Source organism: Variovorax sp. OV084, assembly GCF_900111625.1.
In the GTDB taxonomy this organism is placed as follows: domain Bacteria; phylum Pseudomonadota; class Gammaproteobacteria; order Burkholderiales; family Burkholderiaceae_C; genus Variovorax.
The window spans coordinates 269,844-293,907 of record NZ_FOII01000005.1 but is presented as its reverse complement, the minus strand read 5'-3'; the positions used below and the strand labels follow the sequence as shown (position 1 = coordinate 293,907).

Genomic DNA, 24,064 nt, shown 5'->3' with positions numbered 1-24,064 from the left:
GGCTCGCGTGCTTACTTCGTGCTCACGACCTTGGCGGTCTTCAGCAGCGATTCGGACAGCGTCACGCCCTGCAGCTTGGCTGCGCCGGGGTTCACCACCAGCTCGAAGTTGGTGCTGGTCTGCGAGGCGATGGTGCCGGGCTTCTCGCCCTTGAGGATGCGCACCACGATCTTGCCGGTCTGGCGGCCGATATCGCTGTAGTTCAGGCCCAGCGCCGCCACGGCGCCGCGCTCGACGGTGGCCGTGTCGGCTGCCACCACCGGCAGCTTGGCCTGCTGCGCCACCTTCACGATGCCTTCGAAGGCCGAGACCACGTTGTTGTCGGTGGGCGTGTAGATCACGTCGGCCTTGCCGACCAGGCTCTGGGCGGCGGTGGGCACGTCCACCGTGCGGGCGGCGGCGGCTTCGACCACGGTCATGCCAGCGTCGGCGGCGGCCTTCTTCAAAGAGGCGACGATGGCCACCGAGTTGGCTTCGCCGGGGCTGTAGATCACGCCGATGCGCTTGGCGTTCGGCACCACCTGCTTGATGAGGCCGACGTGCTTTTCGAGCGGCGACAGGTCCGACACGCCCGTCACGTTGGTGCCCGAGGGCTCCCAGTTCTTCACCAGCTTGGCGGCCACCGGGTCGGTGATTGCCGAATACACCACCGGAATCGTCTTGGTGGCGGCCACCACGGCCTGCGCCGACGGCGTGGCGATGGCGACGATCGCATCGGGCGCATCGCCCACGTATTTGCGGGCGATCTGGGCTGCGGTGCCCACGTTGCCCTGCGCGCTCTGGTAAGTGAACTTGAGGTTCTTGCCTTCTTCGTAGCCGGCCGCCTTCAGCTCGGCCTTCACGCCGTCGCGCACGGCGTCCAGCGCCGGGTGCTCGACGATGGCGGTCACGGCCACCGACTTGGTGTCGGCCGCGAACGAAAGCGCGGCGGCCAGCATGCCGAGGGCCAGGGCCACTGCGCTGAAGGGTGTGCGAAGCAAAGCGTTTTTCACGGGAAAGGGTCTCCGGGTGGGGGTGTGGATGCGTCTGAAGCCGCCGGCGGGCGCCGGTGGCGGGGAATTCAGCGGCCCTGGATCGCGGCATGCGTCCCGGGCGCCTCGGAGTCTAGATCGTACTTTGCACAATTAAGGTGCATGAACGGCTCGGGCTTACCCCGCTTTGCGCCATAAAATTGCATGAATTTGGTGCATTGGGAGAAGAAATTGCATGAGATCGAACTCGACCGGATCGACCGGAGGATTCTTGAGCACCTGCAGGTGCATGGCCGTGCATCCAACCTCGAACTGGCCGAGGTGGCCAATCTCTCGCCGGCGCAGTGCCTGCGGCGCCACCGGCGGCTGGAAGAACTGGGGCTCATCAACGGCTACGCGGCGCGGCTGAACGCGCGCCACATCGGGCTGGGCGTGATCGCCTTCATCCACGTGACCATGGCGCGCGGCCATGTCGACGAACTGCCCAAGTTCCAGGACCTGATCGCCGACCTGAAGCAGATCCTGGAGTGCTACTCGGTGACGGGCGACTTCGACTACGTGCTCAAGGTCGTCGCGCAAGACCTGGAGGCGCTCTCGCAGTTCCTGATGCACACGCTGATGCACATGCCCGGCGTGTCGGCGGTGCGTTCGAGCGTGTGCCTCAACGAAGTCAAATTCACCACGGCGCTGCCGCTGGAATGACTGCTGGAGTGATCAGCTCGGCATGCCGGGAATCGGCGAGGCGGGTGAAGAAGGCACGGAGGGTGTCGCTAGCGCTTCCGGCGCAGTAGCCGTCATCACCATCGTCGGCACGGCCAGCGGCAGCGAGGCCTTCTTCAGTTCGTCGAGGATCACGAACAGCAGATCGCTGCGCACGCCGCCCGCGAGCCGGGGGCTCGCCACATAGGCGATCGCCTGGAAGATCAGCAACCCGTTCTCGATGCCCTCGAGCGTGAGCGACGGCGCCGGGGTTTCCAGCACGCCTTCGTGCGCCTTGCAGGCCGCGAGGATCAGATCGCGCACGCGCTGAGCGTCGGTGGTCAATGGCATCGGCAGGCGGATCAGCACGCGTCCCTCGGCGTTGGCCAGCGTCATGTTGCGCACGGTCTTGGTGATGAACTCCGAGTTCGGCACGATCAGCGTCGAGCGGTCGCCCAGCTGGATCTCGGTGGCGCGCACGTTGATGCGCCGCACGTCGCCCTCGGCCGTACCCAGCACCACCCAGTCGCCCACCTTCACCGGCTGCTCGGCCAGCAGGATCAGCCCCGAGATGAAGTTCTGCACGATCGCCTGCAGGCCGAAGCCGATACCCACCGACAGCGCGCTCGCCACCCACGCGATGCGCTCGATGCCGATGCCCAGTGCGGAAAGCGCGAACGCCACAACCAGGATGCCGCCCACATAGCCCAGCAGCGTGGTGATGGAGCTCTGCATGCCCGGCTCGAACTTCGTGTTCGGCAGGTAGGCTCTTTCGAGCCAGCGCTTGAAGATCCGCAGCACCACGAAGCCCACCACCGCCACCGCGATCGCGCTCAGGATCGCTCCCGGCACCAGCTGGAACTCGCCCACCTTCACGCCGGTGCCGAACTTGCCGCTGCGCTGGAACACCTCGCCCGGCCCCGTGCCCAGCGGCGCGGCCAGCGCTATCAACATGTAGAAGAACAGCGCTACCCGGCTCAGCGCCGACAGCACCGTGGCGACCTGGTCCAGCGTCTGCGGCGCAAGGTTGAAGCTCTTCTGCAGCCGCTGGCCGAAGGCGGCGCGCGACGACACCGTGGCCATGAACACGTCGTCCGCGAACTTGAACAGCACGTAGAAGGCGGCAGCCACGATGCCGCTCCAGGTGAGCTGCGAGGCCAAAAAGCTCGCCAGCGCCACGTAGCCGACAGCCACCAGCACCCAGATCGCGATCATCAGCGCGCCGATCAGCGCCACCAGCAGGCCTACCCACATCGGCCGCTCGGGCAGGCCGGCCTCGGCCGCATCGGCGCGCAGCGGCTTCACGACATAGAGCACCGTGGCGACCAGCGCCGTCAGCACCAGCGCCGTGAGCACGTGCGTGGCCACTACGGCCGCGAAGCTCGCGTCGATCAGCGCGTTGACCTCCGCCGGGGTCCACGCCAGCGCGGCCACCAGCGCCACCAGCCAGGGCAGGGCGGCGAGCCGCGTGGCCATGGCGTCGGGAATCGGCGGCAGGCGCCACGAGGGCCGGCGCGTGGCCAGCAGCCCGCGGCCCAGCCCGATCACGAAGGCCATGAACACCAGCGCCTGGGCCGTCGAATTAAGTACCTTGCGCGCCTGCGGCTCCCAGGTGGCGAACTCTTTCAGCACCTCGACGAAGCCGTGCGCGGCCACGGCCACGAGCAGCACATGGCTCGCGACGATGCCGATCACCAGCACCGAACGCCGCAGCCGCCCCGCCGGCAGGACGCGCGCGGCCAGCCGGGCGAGCAGGACTTCGGCCGCCCAGTTGCCGAACACCGCGAGCAGCAGCGCCCCGATCAGGGCCGCGATCACCTGCAGGCGCGTTTCGGGTTGGGTAGCGGCCACCAGGCCGTCGTTCACCGAGGACACCATCGCCTTCAGCCGTGCCTGGTCGTCGGGCCAGGCCTCGCGCAGGTCGTTCCAGAACTCGGCGGTCAGCGGCGAGGCCGCGCGCTCGGTGAGCTGCGCCTCGAACAGCGCCCGGCGCTGCGTGACCAGCTCGGTGCCGCGCTGCCGTACATCGACCGACAGCAGGCGCGCAAGGCGGATGTCGGCGTCGAGTGCGTTGCGCTCCTTGGTCAGGCGCGCGCGCTGGCGGGTGATGTCGGGGTCTTCGGTGGCGCCCGCGGCGGGCGGGTTGCCGAGTTCGCCGAGCCGGGCGTTCAGATCGGCAAGCTCGCCGGTGCGCGCGGTGACGAACTTGTCGGCCTGGGTGCCGATGTCGTTGATCTGCGCGAGCAGCTTGCGCGCGTCCTCGTCGGTCTCGGCGGCAGTGCTGAGCTTGGTGAACTGCTCGCGCAGTTCGGCCACTGTGGGGGCGGGGGCTGCTGCGGCCGCGGCAGCACTGTTGGCGTTGCCGCCGAGGTCTGGCTGCGCCGAGGCGACGCCGCACATGCACAGGGCTGCGAAGCAGAAGCTCGCGAAGCGTAGGGTCCAACTCATGGCCGCATCATAGAAGCCGCCATTTCGTAAGGGCCGGTAAGAAGTAAGTGCGTAGGTGCGGCCTCAGCCGCGCAGCTTCAGCCGGCGGGGCTGAACAGGTCCACCCTGTCGGTGATGATGCCGTCGGTGCCCAGGTCGATCAGCCGCTGCGCAGCCCACTCGTCGTTCACCGTGTAGCTCAGTGCGCGCAGGCCTGCGCCGTGCACTTGTGCCACCACCGCCGCGTCCCACAGCGCGTGGTTGCAGACGATGGCCACGCAGTCCAGCTGCTGCGCGGCCTCGAGCCAGCCGTTCCACAGCGTGTCGAGCAGCAGGCCGCGCGGCAGCTCGGGCTGCACCGCCTGCGCGCCTTTGAGCGATTCGACCTGGAAGGACGTGAGCAGCGGCGGCACGGCCGCGCCCTGCCACAAGCGGGCCGCTTCGCGCGCAACCACTTCACCGGTTTCGCGCTCGACGCCGGGCGTCGGCTTGATCTCGATGTTGAGCAGGTGCCCGTTGGCCAGGCAGAAGCGCGCGATGTTCTCCAACGTGGGCAGCGGCTCGCCCGCGTAGGCGCGCGAGTGCCAGCCGCCCGCGTCGAGCTGCGCCAGCGCGCTCCAGGGCTGCGCGCCGCCGATGCCGTGGCCGCTGGTGGTGCGGCCGAGCGTGGCGTCGTGCATGAGGAAGACCACGCCGTCGGCGCTGAGCTTGGCGTCGCACTCGAACATGCGGTAGCCGTGCGAGGCGCCGAGCTTGAAGGCCGCAAGCGTGTTTTCGGGTGCCAGCTTGCCGGCGCCGCGATGCGCGACCCAGCGGGGATACGGCCAGGGTGTCGACAAGGCCATCGTTCAGTCTGCGCGCTTGCCCGAACCGGCGTCGAACCAGTGCAGCTTGTCTTCGCGCGCCGCGATCTTCACCGTGTCGCCCGCGACCGGTGGATGGTCGCTTTCGTCGGTACGCATGATGATCTGCTCGTCGCCGATGCGGCCGTACACCAGGCGCTCGGCGCCCAGCAGTTCGACCTGCTCGACCTGCACCGTCCAGCCGCTTTCGTCGAGCTTCAGGTGCTCGGGGCGAATGCCCAGGATCTGGCCCGGGCGCACGCCCGGCGCGTGCCGCAGCAGGTTCATCGGCGGTGAGCCGATGAAGCTGGCTACGAAGGTGGTGGCGGGGCGGTTGTACACCTCTTCGGGCGTGGCGAACTGGTCCATCACGCCGCCGTTCATCACGATGATGCGTTGCGCCAGCGTCATGGCCTCGACCTGGTCGTGCGTGACGAACAGCGAGGTGATGCCGAGCTCGCGGTGCAGCTTCTGGATTTCGAGGCGCGTCTGCGCGCGCAGCTTGGCGTCGAGGTTCGACAGCGGCTCGTCGAACAGGAACACCTGTGGCTGGCGCACGATGGCGCGGCCCATGGCCACGCGCTGGCGCTGGCCGCCGGAGAGTTCGCGCGGCTTGCGTTCCAGCAGGTGGCCGAGTTCGAGGATCTTCGCGGCCTTGTCGACTCGCACCTTGATCTCGTCGACCGGCACCTTGGCGATCTTCAGGCCGTAGGCCATGTTTGCGAACACGCTCATGTGCGGGTACAGCGCGTAGTTCTGGAACACCATGGCGATGTCGCGCTCGGAGGGTTCGAGCTGGTTCACCACCTTGTTGCCGATGGCGATCTCGCCGGCCGAGACTTCCTCCAGGCCGGCCACCATGCGCAGCAGCGTGGACTTGCCGCAGCCCGAGGGGCCGACGATGACGATGAATTCATGGTCGGCGATCTCGGCGCTCACGCCGTGGATGACCTGGTTGGCTTTCGGCCCGTGGCCGTAGCGCTTGATGACGTTGCGTAGGGAGAGAGCAGCCATAACTTATTTTTCAGTGTCCACGAGGCCCTTGACGAACCACTTTTGCATCAGCACCACCACCAGCGCGGGCGGCAGCATGGCTAGGATGGCGGTGGCCATCACGACGTTCCATTCGTTCTGGCCATCGCCGCCGGCAATCAGCCGCTTGATGCCGACGACGATGGGGTACATGTCTTCGTTGGTGACCGCCAGCAGCGGCCAGAGGTACTGGTTCCAGCCGTAGATGAACTGGATCACGAACAGCGCGGCGATCGAAGTCTTCGACAGCGGCAGCAGCACATCGAAGAAGAAGCGCATCGGACCGGCGCCATCCATGCGCGAGGCCTCGGTGAGCTCCTCGGGCACCGTCAGGAAGAACTGGCGGAACAGGAAGGTGGCCGTGGCCGACGCGATCAGCGGCACCGTGAGGCCCGCGTACGAGTTCAGCAGGCTCAGGTCCGACAGCACCTTGTAGGTGGGCAGGATGCGCACTTCCACCGGCAGCATCAGCGTCACGAAGATGGCCCAGAAGCAGATCTTCTTGAACGGAAAGCGGAAGTAGACGATGGCGAAGGCCGACAGCAGCGAGATCGAGATCTTGCCGATGGCAATGACCATGGCCGTCACCAGGCTCACCCACATCATGTGCGCAACAGGCGCGTTCGATCCGGCGCTGGTGGCGCGGCCGAAGAGCGCGGCCTTGTAGCTGTCCAGCATGTGGCTGCCGGGCAGCAGCGGCATGGGCCGCTGCACGATCTCCTGCGCGGTGTGGGTGGACGCCACGAACGCAAGGTAGATGGGGAAGGCGACGATGATGACCCCCAGGATCATCACCACGTGGGCCAGGATGCCCTGGGTGCTTCGTTTTTCAACCATGTCAGTACTGCACCTTCTTTTCGACGTAGCGGAACTGCACGATGGTCAGCGCGATGACGATCACCATCAGCACCACCGACTGTGCGGCCGAGCCGCCAAGGTCCAGTGCCTTGAAGCCGTCGTGATAGACCTTGTAGACGAGGATTTCGGTGTCCTTGCCGGGGCCGCCCTCGGTGGCGGCGTGGACGATGGCGAAGGTGTCGAAGAAGGCGTAGACCACGTTCATTACCAGCAGGAAGAACGTGGTGGGCGACAGCAGCGGGAACTGCACGGTCCAGAACCGGCGCCACGGGCGCGCGCCATCGATGGCTGCGGCCTCGATCAGCGATTTCGGAATGGACTGCAGGCCGGCCAGGAAGAACAGGAAGTTGTAGGAAATCTGCTTCCACACAGCCGCCATGACGATCAGCGTCATGGCATGCCGCGAATTGAGCAGATGGTTCCAGTCGATGCCGATCTTGCCGAGTGCATAGGCCACCACGCCCAGCGACGGCGAGAACATGAAGACCCACAGCACGGCCGCCACGGCGGGAGCCACCGCGTACGGCAGGATCAGCATGGTCTTGTAGAACATGCCGCCGCGAACGATGCGGTCGGCGAACACGGCGAGCGCCAGCGACAGGCTGATGCCGATGCCGGCCACCAGCACCGAGAAAACGGCGGTGGTCTTGAACGACTCGGCGTAGGCCGGGTCGTGGAACAGCTCCTTGAAGTTCTGCAGCCCGACGAACTCGACCGATGTGCCGAACGCATCCTGCTGCTGCAGCGATTGCAGGATGGCCTGCCCCGCCGGCCAGAAGAAAAACACGAGGATCACCGCCATCTGGGGTGCCAGCAGCAGCCAGGGCAGCCAGCCCGAGCGAAAGAAGACGCGTTTTTCCATGAACCCTCTACGTAAAAAATCCCGCCGCGCCCACTCTTGTAGAAGAGTGAGCGGGGGCGGGCGATATTAGCCGGACACGAGGGGCCCGGTCGTCAATCGTCAGCTCTTGTTTGCCTTCTGGAAGCGTTCCAGCTGCTCGTTGCCGCGGGTCACGATGGCGTCAAGGGCTTCCTTGGCCGTCTTCTTGCCGTTCCAGACCTGTTCGAGCTCTTCGTCCTCGATGGCGCGGATCTGCACGTAGTTGCCCAGGCGGATGCCGCGGCTCTTGTCGGTGACCTTGCGGATCATCTGCGTCACGGCCACGTCGGTGCCGGGGTTCTGCTTGTAGAAGCCCGACTCTTCGGTGAGCTTGTACGAAGCGGTGGTCACGGGCAGGTAGCCCGTGCGCTTGTGGCTGGCGGACTGCACTTCAGGCGTCGAGATGAAGCTGAAGAACTTGGCCACGCCCTTGTATTCGGCCGGCTTCTTGCCCGACATGACCCACAGGCTGGCACCGCCGATCACGGTGTTCTGCGGTGCGCCCGGCACGTCCGGGTAGTAGGGCAGGGGCGCCAGGCCGTAGGCGAACTTGGCGTTCTTGGCCACGTTGCCGTAGAAGCCCGAAGAGGTGTTGATCATGGCGCACTCGCCCGACACGAACGAGGCCTCGGGCACGTTGCCGCGGCCCTTGTAGATGAACAGGCCCTGCTTGGCCATGCTGGCCAGGTTCTCGATGTGGCGCTGGTGCAGCGGCGAGTTCACCTTCAGGCGCGCGTCCAGGCCCTGCAGGCCGTTGGCCTTGCTGGCGAATTCCACGTTGTGCCAGGCCGAGAAGCTCTCCACCTGCGTCCAGTTCTGCCAGGCCGTGGTGAACGGGCACTTGTGGCCGCTGGCCTTGAGCTTGGCGGCGGCGGCAACCACCTCGGGCCAGGTCGACGGCGCCTTGTCGGTGGGCAGGCCGGCAGCCTTGAAGGCGTCCTTGTTGAAATAGAAGATGGTGGTCGAGCTGTTGAACGGGAAGCTCAGCATCTGGCCATTGGGGGCGGTGTAGTAGCCGGCCACGGCAGGGATGTAGGCGGCCGGGTCGAACTTCTCGCCCGCGTCCTTCATGACCTGGCCGACCGGCACGATGGCGCCCTTGCTGGCCATCATGGTGGCGGTGCCCACTTCGAACACCTGCAGGATGTGCGGTGCGTTGCCGGCGCGGAAGGCCGCGATGGAAGCCGTCATCGATTCGTCGTACGTGCCCTTGAAGGTCGGGATGACCTTGTATTCCTTCTGGCTCTCGTTGAACTGCTTGGCCAGATCGTTGACCCACTCGTTGTTGACGGCGGTCATGGAATGCCACCACTGGATCTCGGTCTGGGCCTGTGCCACGTTGAACAGCGTGGCGGCCAACGCCGATGCCAGCGCAAGCGTCTTGAATCGCATGAAGACTCCTGAAGGGAAAAATGGAAAGCGCGGATGCTAGGGCATGTGCATGACACAGCCGCGTCACATTGGCGCATGGAGCGCGGGTTGCTTCCAATCGGGGAAACCCCTTTGGCCCTGTTTGCATCAGGCCCGGCGCGGGCTGCGGCCCTGCTTGCTGCGCCGCAGCATGCTAGCATCGCCCTCCTTTTTTGGCCTAGCCTGTCGCCACGGCCGGGACTTCTGCGAGAGCGCCATGAGCAGCAAAACCTCCCTCGACAAAAGCAGGATCAAGTTCCTCTTGCTCGAAGGCATTCACCCCTCGGCCGTGGAGGTGCTGCGCGCCGCCGGCTACACCAACATCGAGTCGCTGCCGGGCGCGCTGCCCGACGCCGAGCTCAAGGCGAAGATCGCCGATGTGCATTTCCTGGGTATCCGCTCGCGCACCCAGCTGACGGCCGAGGTGTTCGCCGCCGCCCACAAGCTGGTGGCCGCTGGGTGCTTTTGCATCGGCACCAACCAGGTCGACCTGGAAGCTGCCCGCGAGCACGGCGTGGCGGTGTTCAATGCCCCGTATTCCAACACCCGCTCGGTGGCCGAACTGGTGTTGGCCGAAGCCATCCTGCTGCTGCGCGGCGTGCCCGAGAAGAGTGCGGTGGCGCACCGCGGCGGCTGGCTCAAGTCGGCCGACAACGCGTTTGAAATCCGCGGCAAGACGCTGGGTATCGTGGGCTACGGCTCCATCGGCGCGCAACTGTCGGTGCTGGCCGAGGCGCTGGGCATGCACGTGGCCTTCTTCGACGTGGTCACCAAGCTGCCGCTGGGCAATGCGCGCCAGGTGCGCGAGCTGCACCAGTTGCTGGCCCAGAGCGACATCGTGACGCTGCACGTGCCCGAGACGCAGGCCACGCAATGGATGATCGGCGCGGCCGAGATCGCGGCAATGAAGCCCGGCGCCATCCTGATCAATGCCTCGCGCGGCACGGTGGTCGAGATCGACTCGCTGGCCGAGGCCCTGAAGACGAAAAAGCTGCTGGGCGCCGCCATCGACGTGTTCCCGGTGGAGCCGCGCAGCAACAAGGACGAGTTCCAGTCGCCGCTGCGAGGCCTCGACAACGTGATCCTGACGCCGCACATCGGCGGCTCGACCATGGAGGCGCAGGCCAACATCGGGCTGGAAGTGGCTGAAAAGCTGGTCAAGTACAGCGACAACGGCACTTCGACGTCTTCCGTCAACTTCCCTGAAGTGGCGCTGCCTGCGCACCCTGGCAAGCACCGGCTGCTGCACGTCCACCGGAACGTGCCTGGGGTGCTGTCCGAGATCAACAAGATCTTTTCGGACAACCAGATCAACATCTCCTCGCAGTTCCTGCAGACGAACGAGAGGATCGGCTATGTGGTGATGGACATCGACGCGGCATCCTCGGACCTGGCGCTGGAGAAACTGGCGAAGGTGGGCGGGACGATTCGCAGCCGCGTGCTGTTCTGAGTTTCCTTGAGAAGGGGCGGGGAGCCCTCCGGGAGCCATGCTTAGCACAAGGCCGTAGCAACCGTCACGAGGCAAGTCCCCAGGCGCTGCCCTAAAATCCCCAGCCCGGCTATGGGCGCGCAGCGCCCGGCCGAGGCGCCCCACCCGATGAATGCTCCGACTGCGTTGAACACGCTGTTGGCACAGGCCGCAGAGCCTGTCCGACTGCGCGAGATCCCGTACAACTACACCAGCTTCTCCGATCGCGAGATCGTGATTCGCCTGCTGGGCGAACGCGGCTGGGAACTGCTCCAGACCTTGCGCGCCGAGCGCCGCACCGGCCGATCGGCCCGCATGCTCTATGAAGTGCTCGGCGACATCTGGGTGGTGCAGCGCAATCCGTACCTCGTCGACGACCTGCTCGACAACCCGCGCCGCCGCGGCCAGCTGGTCGATGCCCTCAGGCACCGCCTGACAGAGGTGCAAAAGCGCCGCACCCCCGACAGCGACCTGCCGCGCGACCAACTCGTGGGCGAACTCACCGGCCTCGTGGGCGAGGCGGTAGCCGCCTTCGACACCAAGTTCCGCGACGTCGCCGCCCTGCGCCGCAAGGCCACGCGCGTGCTGGGCCGGCTCACGGCCAAGGACAACATCAAGTTCGACGGCCTCTCTCGCGTGTCGCACGTCACCGATGCCACCGACTGGCGCGTGGAGTACCCCTTCGTCGTGCTGTGCCCCGACACCGAGGTCGAGATGGCGCTGCTGGTGAAAGGCTGCATCGAGCTGGGCCTGACCATCATTCCGCGCGGGGGCGGCACCGGCTACACCGGCGGTGCCATTCCGCTGACCTGGAACAGCGTCGTCATCAACACCGAGAAGCTCGAGGCTATGACCGAGGTCGAGCACGTCTCGCTGCCCGGCCTGGCCGACCCCGTGCCCACCATCTGGACCGAAGCTGGCGTGGTCACGCAGCGCGTGGCCGATGCGGCCGAGCGCGCGGGCTTCGTCTTCGCGGTCGATCCGACGTCGGCCGAGGCCTCGTGCGTCGGCGGCAACGTCGCCATGAACGCCGGCGGCAAGAAGGCCGTGCTATGGGGCACGGCGCTCGACAACCTCGCCTCGTGGCGCATGGTCACGCCACAGGCCGAATGGCTCGAAGTCACGCGCATCGGCCACAACCTCGGCAAGATCCACGACGCCGAGAGCGCCGTGTTCGAGCTGCAGTACTACGCTGCCGACGGCAAGACCAAGCTGCGCACCGAGCGCCTCGACATCCCTGGCCGCACCTTCCGCAAGGAAGGCCTGGGCAAGGACGTGACCGACAAGTTCCTCTCGGGCCTGCCGGGCATCCAGAAGGAAGGCTGCGATGGCCTCATCACCAGCTGCCGCTGGGTGGTGCACAAGATGCCCTCGCACACGCGCACCGTGTGCCTCGAATTCTTCGGCAACGCCAAGGACGCGGTGCCCAGCATCGTCGAGATCAAGGACTTCATGTTCGCCGAGCAGAAGCGCTCTGGCGTGCTGCTGGCCGGCCTCGAACACCTGGACGACCGCTACCTCAAGGCGGTGGGCTACGCCACCAAGTCGAAGAAGCACGGCGGCCTGCCGAAGATGGTGCTGTTCGGCGACATCGCCGGCGACGACGCCGATGCGGTGGCCCGCGTCACCTCCGAAGTGGTGCGCATCGCCAACTCGCGCAGCGGCGAAGGCTTCATCGCCATCAGCCCCGAGGCGCGCAAGAAGTTCTGGCTCGACCGCAAGCGCACGGCCGCCATCAGCAAGCACACCAACGCCTTCAAGATCAACGAAGACGTGGTGATTCCGCTGCCGCGCATGGCCGAGTACAGCGACGGCATCGAGCGCATCAACATCGAGCTGTCGCTGCAGAACAAGCTCGCGCTCACCGACGAGCTCGAAGCCTTTCTCATGCGCGGCAACCTGCCGCTGGGCAAGACCGACGATGCGCACGAGATTCCGGCGGCCGAGCTGCTCGAAGACCGCGTGGCACAGGCCGTGGCGCTGGTGCAGGAAGTGCGCACGCTCTGGGCCGGCTGGCTGCAGAACGTCGATGCGCTGTTCCCGCAACTGCAGGACCACAGCCTGCGTGCGAGCTGGAAGACGCAACTGCGCCAGCCGCTGCAGGAGATTTTCTCGGGCGCCGAGTTCGCGCCGATCCTGGCCGAGTGCACGGCCATCCACAAGCGAGTGCTCAAGGGCCGCGTGTGGGTCGCGCTGCACATGCACGCGGGCGACGGCAACGTGCACACCAACATCCCCGTCAACAGCGACAACTACGACATGCTGCAGACCGCGCATGCCGCGGTGGTGCGCATCATGGCGCTGGCGCGCAGCCTCGACGGCGTGATCTCGGGCGAGCACGGCATCGGCATCACCAAGCTCGAATTCCTGAGCGACGAAGAACTGCGCCCGTTCACCGAATACAAGGCCAGGGTCGACCCCGAAGGCCGCTTCAACAAGGGCAAGCTGCTGCGCGCGCCTGCCGGCGAGGCGCAGACGCTGCACGCCGACCTGACCAACGCCTACACGCCGAGCTTCGGCCTCATGGGCCATGAGTCGCTGATCATGCAGCAGAGCGACATCGGCGCCATTGCCGACAGCGTGAAGGACTGCCTGCGCTGCGGCAAGTGCAAGCCTGTGTGCGCCACGCACGTGCCGCGTGCCAACCTGCTGTACAGCCCGCGCAACAAGATCCTCGCGACCTCGCTGCTGGTGGAGGCCTTCCTCTACGAGGAGCAGACCCGGCGCGGCATCAGCATCAAGCACTGGGAAGAGTTCGAGGACGTGGCCGACCACTGCACCGTGTGCCACAAGTGCCTCACGCCGTGCCCCGTGAAGATCGACTTCGGCGACGTGTCGATGAACATGCGCAACCTGCTGCGCAAGATGGGCCAGAAGAGTTTCCGTCCTGGCAACGCTGCTGCGATGTTCTTCCTCAACGCGACCAATCCGCAGACCATCAAGGCGGTGCGAGCGGGCATGGTGGGCATCGGCTTCAAGGCGCAGCGCATGGCCAACGACCTGCTGCGCGGCCTCGCGAAGAAGCAGACGGCGGCACCGCCAGCCACGCTGGGTCCGGCGCCGATCAAGGAGCAGGTGATCCACTTCATCAACAAGAAGATGCCGGGCAACCTGCCGAAGAAGACGGCGCGCGCGCTGCTCGACATCGAGGATGCCGACTACGTGCCGATCATCCGCAACCCGAAGGCGACCACCTCCGAGACAGAGGCCGTCTTCTACTTTCCGGGCTGCGGTTCAGAACGGCTGTTCTCGCAGGTCGGCCTCGCCACGCAGGCGATGCTCTGGCACGCGGGCGTGCAGACAGTGCTGCCGCCGGGCTACCTGTGCTGCGGCTATCCGCAGCGCGGCAGCGGCCAGTTCGACAAGGCCGAGAAGATGATCACGGACAACCGCGTGCTCTTCCATCGCGTGGCCAACACGCTCAACTACCTTGACATCAAGACGGTGGTGGTGAGTTGCGGCACCTGCTACGACCAGCTGCAGGGCTACCAGTTCGACAAGATCTTCCCGGGCTGCCGGATCATCGACATCCACGAGTACCTGCTCGAAAAGGGCATCACCCTGGCCGATGCGGGCGGTGGCGGCTACCTGTACCACGACCCCTGCCATTCGCCGATGAAGCTGCAGGACCCGATGAAGACCGTGAAGGCGCTGGTCGGCGACAACGTGCTCAAGAACGACCGCTGTTGCGGCGAATCGGGCACGCTGGGCGTGTCGCGGCCCGACATCTCGACGCAGATCCGCTTCCGCAAGGAAGAAGAGCTGAAGAAGGGTGAAGCCGCGCTGCGCGACTCCGGCAAGGTCGGCGCACAGGACAACGTGAAGATCCTCACCAGTTGCCCGAGCTGCCTGCAAGGCCTCTCGCGCTACGGCAACGACCTGAACAACGGCCTGCTCGAAGCCGACTACATCGTGGTCGAGATGGCCAACAAGATCCTCGGTGCCGACTGGATGCCGACCTATGTTGCCGCAGCCAATCAGGGCGGGATCGAGCGGGTGCTGGTGTGACGAGGGTACAGGGCTGCGTGCTGTGCGAGGGGCCGGGTGGCCGCCTCGTGTTCGAGGGCGCGAAGCTGCGCGTCATCCATGCGGAAGAGGCGGGCTTTCCGGCTTTCTATCGCGTGGTGTGGCGTGACCATGCGGCGGAGTTTTCCGACCTCGATGCCGCAAATCGCACGCTGTGCATGGAAGCAGTGGCGGTCGTCGAGCAGTGCCTGCGCGAGCACCTGAAGCCAACGAAAATCAATCTCGCCGCGCTTGGCAACATGGTGGCGCATCTGCACTGGCACGTGATCGCGCGCTTCGCCGACGACAGCCATTTCCCGGGCTCGGTGTGGGCGCCGGTGCAGCGCGAACGCAATGCGGCGCAGGAAGCGGATATCGCCGCGCGCCTGCCAGCCCTCGAGGCTGCGATGATCGAACGCTTGGGCAACAGGAGTTTCTGATGGCAGGCTTGAAACCGGGCGCACCGACGCCGCAATCGATCACCGTGCACGGCCAGTCGCGCGTGCTCGAAGTGGGCTTCTCCGATGGCGCAACCTTTCGAATCCCTTTCGAGCTGATGCGCATCTACTCGCCGTCGGCCGAGGTGCAAGGCCATGGCCCGGGCCAGGAAATTCTGCAGACGGGCAAGCGCGAGGTCGAACTCGTCGACCTCGAAGCGGTCGGCAACTACGCCGTGCAGCCGACCTTCAGCGACGGCCACAACACGGGCATCTACTCGTGGGACCTGCTCTACGAACTGGGCGAGAGGCAGGCCGAGCTGTGGGCCACCTACGAGCGCCGCCTGCTCGAGGCTGGCGTCGACCGCGACACGCCGATGATCGACAAGAGCGGCCACGCCTGCGGCAGCCACTGAGCGCGCGAATTCGCCTGAAAATCCGCGCCGCGCTATTGAAAAGATAGCCCTACCCCCAGGAAGGGCGGGACGAAAAAAGCAACAAATGCCCGCCGTGCGCGCGGGGTCGTCGGCTTGATGTGAAGGCTTCCGGCCTAACATCGGTTGCATGAGTACCACACACTTCGGCTTCGAAACAGTCGACGAAAGCGAGAAGGCCCGCCGCGTTCGCGGTGTCTTCGATTCAGTTGCCTCGCGCTACGACGTCATGAACGACCTGATGTCGGCCGGCCTGCACCGCGCCTGGAAGGCGTACACCGTGATGGTCGCGAACGTGGGCGAAGGCTCGCGCGTGCTCGACATCGCGGGCGGCACCGGCGACCTCGCGCTGGCCTTCGCAAAGAAGGTCGGTGCCAGCGGGCAAGTGGTTCACACCGACATCAACGAGGCCATGCTGCGCACTGGTCGAGACCGCCTGCTCGATGCCGGCGTGGTGCTGCCCACCATGGTCTGCGACGCCGAGAAGCTGCCTTTTCCGGACAACCACTTCGACGTTGTCACGGTGGCCTTCGGCCTGCGCAACATGACGCACAAGGACATCGCGCTCAAGGAAATGAACCGCGTGATCAAGCCGCGCGGCAAGCTGCTGGTGCTCGAATTCTCGAAGGTCGCGAAGCCGCTCGCAAAGGCCTACGACTGGTACTCCTTCAACGTGCTGCCCCGCCTGGGCAAGCTCGTGGCCGGCGACGACGCGAGCTATCGCTATCTCGCCGAATCGATCCGGATGCACCCCTCGCAAGAGGAGCTCAAGACCCTCATGAAAGAGGGCGGTTTCGGACATGTGGACTATCACAACATGACGGGTGGCATCGCCGCCCTCCATGTTGGAATCAAATGTTGATGAAGCGAATCTTTCGCTCAAGAGGAGACGACATGAAGAGTTTGGGTTCTTTGTTTTTGGCAGCTGCATTGGTGCTGGGCAGTGTCCAGGCCGAGGCTGCCCGCATGGGCGGTGGCAAGTCGGTGGGGCGCCAGTCGTCCAACGTGACGCAGCGCGAGTCCGCATCGCCCAGCGCGCCTTCGCAGCAGAGTGCGACCAACGCGGCGGCGGCGAAGCCCGCAACGCCCGCACCCGCCGCCGCTGCACCGAAACGTCCGTGGGGCGCGATGCTCGGCGGTCTGGCCGCTGGCCTTGGCCTCGCATGGCTCGCAAGCTCGCTCGGCCTCGGTGCCGGCTTCGGCAACATCCTGCTGATCGGCCTGCTCGTGCTGGCCGGCGTGGTGGTGTGGCGCATGATCAAGTCGCGCTCGCAACCTGCCGGCAATCGCCAGGGCGGCTTCGCGTTCCAGGGCGCAGGCGGCAGCCCCGCCAATGCCAGCGCACCGGTGCAGTACAGCCCGGCCAACGTGGGTAACGATGCCTCGGCACGTCCGTGGGAGCGCAATGCAGCGGCCTTCGACGCCACGCCTTCGAACGACGCACCGCATGGCAGCAGCCTCTCGGCAGCGGGCGCCGCGGCCGGTGGCAGCATGATCGGTTCGGCGCTCGCCGGTTCGCAGTCCTGGGGCATTCCCGCGGGCTTCGACATCGACGGCTTCCTCGGCGCAGCCAAGCGCAACTTCGTGACGCTGCAGGACGCATGGGACCGCGCCGACGTGTCGATGCTGCGTTCGATGATGACCGACGGCATGGTCGACGAGATCCGCGCGCAGCTGGCCGACCGGGCCAGCCACACCGGCGGTGCCTCGAACAAGACCGAAGTCGTGATGCTCGACGCCAAGCTGCTGGGCATCGAAGAGCTGCCCGACGCCTACATGGCCAGCGTGGAGTTCTCCGGCATGATCCGCGAAGACGCCTCGGCCGGCCCGGGTCCGTTCCGCGAAGTGTGGAACATGACCAAGCCGACCAGCGGCAACAGCGGCTGGCTGGTGGCTGGCGTGCAAGCACTGCAGTAAATAAAGGCTCGCCCCCAGGGTTCGCTCGCTTCGTGTCGCTTCTCCTACCCCCTGCCGGGGGCAACACCAGCAGCCCGGCAAAGCCGGTTCTGCGGTGTTTCTGGAAAAGGGCATGCGGTCCATGAGTCGCGGGGCGCGACAGTGACGGGATAATGGGGACATGGCCACACCATCGTCCCCATTTTCTTTTCTCGGCGACCTCTTCAACCGCATCGGCGAGCGCCTGCAGCCGCCGGACTGGGCCGTTCACGAGATCCAGCACCGCGCGGTCCTGTTCCTGAACCATGTGCTGCAGCAGGAGCCCGAGGCCCAGCAGCGGCTGCTGCGCCAGCAGGGGCGGGTGGTGCGCTTCCAGTGGCGCTTCGTGACCATGGAACTGGTGGCCACGCCGGCCGGCCTGCTCGACCTGGCCCCTGCCGGTTCGGTGCCCGAGCTTACGCTCACCGTCACCGACGATTCCCCCTTCGACATCGCCCGCGCCACGCTGCGCGGCGACAAGCCGGCCGTGCAGATCATCGGCGACGTACAACTGGCGGCCGAGGTCAACTGGCTGGTCGACCATGTGCGCTGGGACGTCGAGGACGACCTTGCCCGCGTGATCGGCGACGTGCCTGCGCACACTCTGGGCAACGGCGTGCGGCGTGTCGTGGGCGCGCTGCGCCAGTTCGTCGGCGACCGCACGGCCAAGGCTGGCGGCTCGACGGCCGGCTCGGCGAGCACGGCCGAATGAGGCGCTTCTACCGCGGACTGTTCATCGTCTGGGTCGCGCTGCGCTACGGCCTCGACGAGCTCGTGCTCACGAGCTTCAGGAAGCCCTGGCTGCTCGTTGTGGCGCGCGTCGTTTCCATCGGGCGCAACCTCGACGCGCCGCGCGGCCAGCGGCTGCGCGAGGCGCTCGAGCGCCTCGGCCCCATCTTCGTGAAGTTCGGCCAGGTGCTGTCGACCCGGCGCGACCTGCTGCCGCCCGACATCGCCGACGAGCTGGCCTTTTTGCAGGACCGCGTGCCGCCGTTCCCGTCAGCGGTGGCCATTGCCACCATCGAACGCGCATTCCGCCGCCCGGTGGGCGACGTGTTCGTGCAGTTCGACGAAACGCCCATTGCCAGCGCGTCGATCGCGCAGGTGCATTTCGCGACCATCCGCACCAACCAGGGCGATGTGCGCGAAGTGGCGGTCAAGGTGCTGCGCCCCAACATGCGCGGCGTGATCGAGAAAGACCTGGCGCTGATGGCCATGATGGCCGGCTGGCTCGAGAACCTCTCGGCCGACGGCAAGCGCTTGAAGCCGCGCGAGGTGGTCGGCGAGTTCGACAAGTACCTGCACGACGAGCTCGACCTCGTGCGCGAGGCCGCCAACGCCGCCCAGCTGCGCCGCAACATGGCCGAGCTCGACCTGGTGCTGATCCCCGAGATGTTCTGGGACTTCTGCCATCCCGAGGTCATCGTGATGGAGCGCATGAAGGGTGTGCCCATCGCGCAGATGGACCGCTTGCGCGCGGCCGGCGTCGACATTCCCAAGCTGGCGCGCGACGGCGTCACGATCTTCTTCACGCAGGTGTTCCGCGATGGCTTTTTCCACGCCGACATGCACCCCGGCAACATCCAGGTGAGCCTGGAGCCCGAGACCTTCGGGCGCTACATCTCGCTGGACTTCGGGATCATCGGCACGCTGACCGAGTCGGACAAGGAATACCTCGCGCAGAACTTCGTGGCCTTCTTCCGGCGTGACTACAAGCGCGTGGCCGAACTGCACCTCGAAAGCGGCTGGGTGCCGGTGGGCACCCGCATCGACGAGCTGGAGGGCGCCATCCGCACCGTCTGCGAGCCGTACTTCGACCGGCCGCTGAAAGAGATTTCGCTGGGCATGGTGCTGATGCGCCTGTTCCAGACCTCGCGCCGCTTCCACGTCGAGATCCAGCCGCAGCTGGTGCTGCTGCAGAAGACGCTGCTCAACATCGAGGGCCTGGGCCGCAACATCGACCCAGAACTCGACCTCTGGGCCACAGCCAAGCCTTTCCTCGAGAAGTGGATGGTCGACCAGATCGGCCCCAAGAAGCTGCTGCAGCAGCTCAAGGCCGAGGCGCCGCGATACGCCAAGCTGCTGCCCCAGCTTCCTCGATTGCTGCACGATTTCCTGGAAAATCGCCCGTCCGACAACCGCCGCGAGCTGCTCGAACTGCTGGCCGAGCAGAAGCGCACCAACCGGTTGCTCCAGACCATCGTCTACGGTGGCATAGGTTTTGTATTGGGGTTGCTCGCCATGCAACTGCTGGTGCGCGTGCGCTTGTTCTAGAGGAGTTTCCGCCGTGTTGTTGACGCTGGTCATCGTCTATCTACTGGTCACCATCGCAATCGGCCTCTATGCCGCCAAGCGGGTGAAAAACACCACCGACTTCGCCATCGCCGGGCGGCACCTGCCGCTCTTCATGATCGTCACGACCACCTTCGCGACCTGGTTCGGCTCCGAAACGGTGCTCGGCATCCCGGCCAAGTTCATCGAGGGCGGGCTCAACGGCGTGGTCGAGGACCCATTCGGCGCGGGCACCTGCCTGATCCTGGTGGGCCTGTTCTTCGCGGGCAAGCTCTACCGCATGACACTGCTGACCATCAGTGACTACTACCGCGAGCGCTACGGCCGTACTGTGGAGGTGGCCTGCTCGCTGATCATCATGCTGAGCTACCTGGGCTGGGTGTCGGCGCAGGTCACGGCGCTGGGGCTGGTGTTCAACCTGCTGTCGGGCGACGCCATCAGCATCCCGGTGGGCATGGTGATCGGGGTGGTCTCGATCCTGGCTTACACGCTGTTCGGCGGCATGTGGTCGGTGGCGGTGACCGACTTCATGCAGATGATCATCCTGGTGGCTGGCCTGGCCGTCATCGCGGTGTTCGCGGGCAACATGGCCGGCGGCGCCGACAAGGTGGTGGCCTTTGCCGTGAGCAAGGACCTCTTCAAGTTCTGGCCCGAGCCGAGCTGGCACGACATGGTGTTCTTCTTCGCGGCTGCCATCACGATGATGCTTGGCTCGATTCCGCAGCAGGACGTGTTCCAGCGCGTGATGTCGGCCAACAGCGTCAAGGCGGCCCAGCGCGGCCCGGTGATCGGCGGCGTGGCATACATCCTGTTCGCCTTCGTACCGATGTTCCTGGTGGCCAGTGCGTTGCTGATCATGCCGGAGCAGACCGCCACGCTGCTGAAGGAAGATCCGCAGAAGGTGCTGCCCACGCTGGTGCTGCAGAAGATGCCGTTCGTGATGCAGGTGCTGTTTTTTGGTGCGCTGCTGTCGGCCATCAAGTCGACCGCCTCGGCCACCTTGCTGGCGCCCAGCGTCACCTTCACCGAGAACATCTGGCGCCAGTTCCGCCCGGCCGGCACCGACCGCCAGAACCTCATGACGATGCGCATCACGGTGCTGCTGTTCAGCGCCGCCGTGCTGGCCTACGCCATTCGCATGCAGGGCACCCCGATCTACGAACTGGTGTCGGGTGCCTACCAGGTGCCGCTGGTGGGGGCCTTCGTGCCGCTGGTGTGCGGCCTGTACTGGCGCCGCGCCAGCACCCAGGGGGCAGTCGCCTCGATCGTCCTGGGCATCGGCGTGTGGCTGCTGTTTCTTTGGATGCCCTGGGGCAGCGCGTTCCCGGCCCAGCTGGCGGGCGTGCTGTGCTCGTTCGTGGGCATGGTGGCCGGCTCGCTCCTGCCGCAATGGTTGGCGAACACTCACACGCCGCACCGCCCGCTGGCCACCGAGCCAGCCTGAAGCCCGGGCTCGGCGGTCGGGCTGGGCGCCCTTTGGCAGGGGCGCCCCTATAATCGAGGGCTTTGCGAGCGGCAGCTGCGCCGCTTTTTGACCTCATTTCCCATGCCCATCTACGCCTACAAGTGCAGCGCCTGCGGCTTTGCCAAAGACGCCCTGCAAAAGATGTCCGACGCGCCCCTGACGGTGTGTCCGGCGTGCGGTGCGAGCGCATTCGAAAAGCAGGTCACGGCCGCCGGCTTCCAGCTCAAGGGCTCGGGCTGGTACGTGACCGATTTCCGTGAGGGCGGCGGCAAGAAGGCCGAGCCTGCCACGGCGCCCGTGTCGAGCGACGGTGCCAAGTCCACCGAATCTTCCTCTTCCGCCGCCACGCCGAGCCCCGCTCCGGCGCCCGCGGCACCGGCCCCCGCGCCGGCTGCTGCCGCCAAGAGCGGCGACTGATCGATCACCATGCTCGCCCTGCGCAAATGGTTGCTGTCCGGCCTGCTGGTCATCGTGCCGCTGGTCATCACGCTCGGCGTGCTGAACTGGATCATCGGCACGCTCGACCAGACGCTGTGGCTGCTGCCTGAGCAATGGCAGGTCTGGCTCAGCGACCACAAGGTGCGCGGCCTGGGCGTGCTGCTCACGCTGGCGATCCTGCTGGTGGTGGGTGCCACCGCCAGCAACTTCGTCGGCAAGCGCCTGCTCGGCTGGGGCGACGCCGTGGTGCGCCGCATTCCGGTGGTGCGCTCGATCTACTCCAGCGTCAAGCAGGTGTCGGACACGCTGTTCTCCGAGAACGGCAATGCCTTTCGCACCGCGGTGCTGGTGCAATGGCCGCGCGAAGGTGTATGGACCATCGCCTTCGTCACCGGTGCGCCCGGCAACGAAGTCGCTGAACACCTCGGCGAAGAGGAATTCCTCAGCGTCTACGTGCCGACCACGCCCAACCCCACGGGCGGCTACTTCGTGATGCTCAAGCGCAGCGACTGCATCGAACTGAAGATGAGCGTGGACGAAGCGCTCAAGTACATCGTCTCGATGGGGGTGGTCGTTCCAGGCGGCCCCACCACGGTGGCGGTGAAATCTTCCAACTCATAAAAAACGAACGCGCCGACAAGGCGCCGGAATGGATTCCTATGGCCATGCGTACTCACTATTGCGGTCTCGTGACCGAAGCCCTGCTGGGCCAAACCGTCACCCTGTGCGGCTGGGTCAACCGTCGCCGCGACCACGGCGGCGTGATCTTCATCGACGTGCGTGACCGCGAAGGCTACGTGCAGGTGGTGTGCGACCCCGATCGCGCCTCCACCTTCGCCGTGGCCGAGAACCTGCGCAACGAGTTCTGCGTGCAGATCACGGGCCTCGTGCGCGCGCGTCCCGAAGGCACGACCAACGACCAGCTCAAGAGCGGCAAGATCGAAGTGCTGTGCCACGAACTGAAGGTGCTGAACCCCTCGGTCACGCCTCCGTTCCTGCTGGACGACGACAACCTGTCGGAAACCACCCGCCTCACGCACCGCGTGCTCGACCTGCGCCGCCCGGCCATGCAGCGCAACATGATGCTGCGCTACAAGGTGACGATGGAAACGCGCAAGTTCCTCGATGCCAACGGCTTCATCGATATCGAGACGCCGATGCTCGGCAAGTCCACGCCCGAAGGCGCGCGCGACTACCTCGTGCCCAGCCGCGTGCACGACGGCAGCTTCTTCGCGCTGCCGCAGTCGCCCCAGCTCTTCAAGCAGCTGCTGATGGTGGCCGGCTACGACCGCTACTACCAGATCGTGAAGTGCTTCCGCGACGAAGACCTGCGCGCCGACCGCCAGCCCGAATTCACGCAGATCGACATCGAGACCTCGTTCCTCGCCGAAGAGGAAATCCGCGAGATGTTCGAAGGCATGATCCGCAACGTGTTCCGCAACGCCGCGGGCATTGACCTGCCGGTGTTCCCGACCATGACGTATGCCGACGCAATGTTCAAGTACGGCTCGGACAAGCCCGACCTGCGCGTGAAGCTCGAATTCACCGAGCTGACGGAACTGATGAAGCGCGTCGAGTTCAAGGTGTTCTCGAATGCCGCCACCATGACCGGTGGCCGCGTGGTGGCGCTGCGCGTGCCCGGCGGCGGCGCCGAGGGCGGCCTGTCGCGCGGCGAGATCGACGCGTACCAGGAGTTCGTCAAGATCTACGGTGCCAAGGGCCTGGCCTACATCAAGGTCAATGACGCACAAGCCGGCCGCGAAGGCCTGCAGAGCCCGATCGTGAAGAACCTCGACGACAGCACGCTGGCCGAGATCATCGCCCGCACGGGTGCCCGCAACGGCGACATCCTGTTCTTCGGCGCCGACAAGGAAAAGGTCGTCAACGACGCCATCGGCGCACTGCGCGTCAAGATCGGCCACAGCGCCTTCGGCAAGAAGGCCGGCCTGTTCGACGACCGCTGGGCGCCGCTGTGGGTGGTGGACTTCCCGATGTTCGAGTTCGACGAGGAAGGCCAGCGCTGGAGCGCCGTGCACCATCCGTTCACCGCGCCGAAGGACGGCCATGAAGACCTCATGGACACCGCTCCCGAGAAGTGCATCGCCAAGGCCTACGACATGGTGCTCAACGGCATTGAAATGGGCGGCGGCTCGGTGCGTATCCACCGCGAGGAAGTGCAGAGCAAGGTGTTCCGCGCGCTGAAGATCAGCGCCGAAGACGCGCAGCTCAAGTTCGGCTTCCTGCTGGACGCGCTGCAGTACGGCGCGCCGCCGCACGGCGGCATCGCCATCGGCCTGGACCGCCTCGTCATGCTCATGACCGGCGCCGAGTCGATCCGCGACGTGATCGCCTTCCCCAAGACCCAGCGCGCGCAAGACCTGCTGACGCAGGCGCCGAGCCCGGTCGACGAGAAGCAACTGCGCGAGTTGCACATCAAGCTGCGCAACACGCCTCAAGCTGCCTGATGCTCT

20 protein-coding genes are annotated in these 24,064 nt (G+C 65.9%); 13 read left to right on the top strand and 7 right to left on the bottom strand.

The window, feature by feature from the left end; translation table 11 throughout:
- Window positions 1–11: 11 nt before the first annotated feature.
- Window positions 12–938: an ABC transporter substrate-binding protein gene (locus BMW87_RS16505; RefSeq protein ID WP_093077614.1), complete on the bottom strand. Its 927-nt coding sequence runs from the start codon at window positions 936–938 to the stop codon at window positions 12–14.
- A 264-nt stretch (window positions 939–1,202) separates the two neighbouring features.
- Here BMW87_RS16505 and BMW87_RS16500 point away from each other — a divergent pair, with 264 nt between their 5' ends.
- A complete protein-coding gene (locus tag BMW87_RS16500) occupies window positions 1,203–1,673 on the top strand; it encodes an Lrp/AsnC family transcriptional regulator (RefSeq protein WP_093057502.1) in 471 nt (156 codons plus the stop codon).
- 12 nt (window positions 1,674–1,685) lie between these two features.
- On the opposite strand, the gene BMW87_RS16495 is transcribed toward BMW87_RS16500, so the two are convergent.
- The 6 genes from BMW87_RS16495 to ugpB form a co-directional block, all read right to left on the bottom strand.
- On the bottom strand, window positions 1,686–4,118 hold the full coding sequence (locus BMW87_RS16495) for a DUF3772 domain-containing protein (RefSeq protein WP_093077460.1): 2,433 nt from the start codon (window positions 4,116–4,118) through the stop codon (window positions 1,686–1,688).
- A gap of 77 nt (window positions 4,119–4,195) precedes the next feature.
- Complete coding sequence (ugpQ, locus tag BMW87_RS16490) at window positions 4,196–4,942, bottom strand: glycerophosphodiester phosphodiesterase (RefSeq protein ID WP_093077459.1); 747 nt, start codon at window positions 4,940–4,942, stop codon at window positions 4,196–4,198.
- A gap of 3 nt (window positions 4,943–4,945) precedes the next feature.
- Window positions 4,946–5,953 carry a sn-glycerol-3-phosphate ABC transporter ATP-binding protein UgpC gene (gene ugpC, locus BMW87_RS16485; protein WP_093077457.1) on the bottom strand — a complete coding sequence of 336 codons (1,008 nt, stop codon included), beginning with the start codon at window positions 5,951–5,953 and terminating at the stop codon, window positions 4,946–4,948.
- A 3-nt stretch (window positions 5,954–5,956) separates the two neighbouring features.
- Window positions 5,957–6,808 (bottom strand): sn-glycerol-3-phosphate ABC transporter permease UgpE, encoded by an 852-nt coding sequence (gene ugpE / locus BMW87_RS16480; RefSeq protein WP_093057467.1) that lies wholly within the window; start codon window positions 6,806–6,808, stop codon window positions 5,957–5,959.
- 1 nt (window position 6,809) lies between these two features.
- Window positions 6,810–7,691 (bottom strand): sn-glycerol-3-phosphate ABC transporter permease UgpA, encoded by an 882-nt coding sequence (gene ugpA / locus BMW87_RS16475; protein ID WP_093057468.1) that lies wholly within the window; start codon window positions 7,689–7,691, stop codon window positions 6,810–6,812.
- A 99-nt stretch (window positions 7,692–7,790) separates the two neighbouring features.
- Window positions 7,791–9,101, bottom strand: coding sequence for a sn-glycerol-3-phosphate ABC transporter substrate-binding protein UgpB (gene ugpB, locus BMW87_RS16470; RefSeq protein WP_093057469.1), 1,311 nt, complete (start codon window positions 9,099–9,101; stop codon window positions 7,791–7,793).
- 235 nt (window positions 9,102–9,336) lie between these two features.
- Between ugpB and serA the strand changes: the two genes are divergently transcribed.
- From serA to aspS, 12 genes are all read left to right on the top strand, one after another.
- Window positions 9,337–10,569: a phosphoglycerate dehydrogenase gene (serA, locus tag BMW87_RS16465; RefSeq protein WP_093077456.1), complete on the top strand. Its 1,233-nt coding sequence runs from the start codon at window positions 9,337–9,339 to the stop codon at window positions 10,567–10,569.
- A 147-nt stretch (window positions 10,570–10,716) separates the two neighbouring features.
- Window positions 10,717–14,595: a DUF3683 domain-containing protein gene (locus BMW87_RS16460; RefSeq protein WP_093077613.1), complete on the top strand. Its 3,879-nt coding sequence runs from the start codon at window positions 10,717–10,719 to the stop codon at window positions 14,593–14,595.
- Window positions 14,592–15,032 (top strand): HIT family protein, encoded by a 441-nt coding sequence (locus tag BMW87_RS16455; protein ID WP_093077454.1) that lies wholly within the window; start codon window positions 14,592–14,594, stop codon window positions 15,030–15,032. Before BMW87_RS16460 ends, BMW87_RS16455 begins: the two co-directional genes overlap by 4 nt.
- Window positions 15,032–15,445 (top strand): gamma-butyrobetaine hydroxylase family protein, encoded by a 414-nt coding sequence (locus tag BMW87_RS16450; protein WP_093077452.1) that lies wholly within the window; start codon window positions 15,032–15,034, stop codon window positions 15,443–15,445. Before BMW87_RS16455 ends, BMW87_RS16450 begins: the two co-directional genes overlap by 1 nt.
- 148 nt (window positions 15,446–15,593) lie before the next feature.
- Window positions 15,594–16,325 carry a bifunctional demethylmenaquinone methyltransferase/2-methoxy-6-polyprenyl-1,4-benzoquinol methylase UbiE gene (gene ubiE, locus BMW87_RS16445; protein WP_093057473.1) on the top strand — a complete coding sequence of 244 codons (732 nt, stop codon included), beginning with the start codon at window positions 15,594–15,596 and terminating at the stop codon, window positions 16,323–16,325.
- A gap of 32 nt (window positions 16,326–16,357) precedes the next feature.
- A complete protein-coding gene (locus tag BMW87_RS16440; RefSeq protein ID WP_093057474.1) occupies window positions 16,358–17,380 on the top strand; it encodes a Tim44 domain-containing protein in 1,023 nt (340 codons plus the stop codon).
- Window positions 17,381–17,540: 160 nt separating this feature from the next.
- On the top strand, window positions 17,541–18,110 hold the full coding sequence (locus BMW87_RS16435) for a ubiquinone biosynthesis accessory factor UbiJ (protein WP_093057475.1): 570 nt from the start codon (window positions 17,541–17,543) through the stop codon (window positions 18,108–18,110).
- Window positions 18,107–19,672: a ubiquinone biosynthesis regulatory protein kinase UbiB gene (gene ubiB / locus BMW87_RS16430; RefSeq protein WP_093077450.1), complete on the top strand. Its 1,566-nt coding sequence runs from the start codon at window positions 18,107–18,109 to the stop codon at window positions 19,670–19,672. Before BMW87_RS16435 ends, ubiB begins: the two co-directional genes overlap by 4 nt.
- Window positions 19,673–19,685: 13 nt before the next feature.
- Window positions 19,686–21,134, top strand: coding sequence for a high affinity choline transporter 1 (locus tag BMW87_RS16425; RefSeq protein ID WP_093077449.1), 1,449 nt, complete (start codon window positions 19,686–19,688; stop codon window positions 21,132–21,134).
- 102 nt (window positions 21,135–21,236) lie between these two features.
- Window positions 21,237–21,572, top strand: coding sequence for an FmdB family zinc ribbon protein (locus BMW87_RS16420; protein ID WP_093077447.1), 336 nt, complete (start codon window positions 21,237–21,239; stop codon window positions 21,570–21,572).
- A 9-nt stretch (window positions 21,573–21,581) separates the two neighbouring features.
- Entirely contained in the window at window positions 21,582–22,214 is a 633-nt protein-coding gene (locus BMW87_RS16415; protein ID WP_093057479.1) for a DUF502 domain-containing protein, read from the top strand.
- Window positions 22,215–22,252: 38 nt separating this feature from the next.
- A complete protein-coding gene (gene aspS, locus BMW87_RS16410) occupies window positions 22,253–24,058 on the top strand; it encodes an aspartate--tRNA ligase (protein WP_093057480.1) in 1,806 nt (601 codons plus the stop codon).
- The last annotated feature ends 6 nt before the right edge of the window (window positions 24,059–24,064 follow it).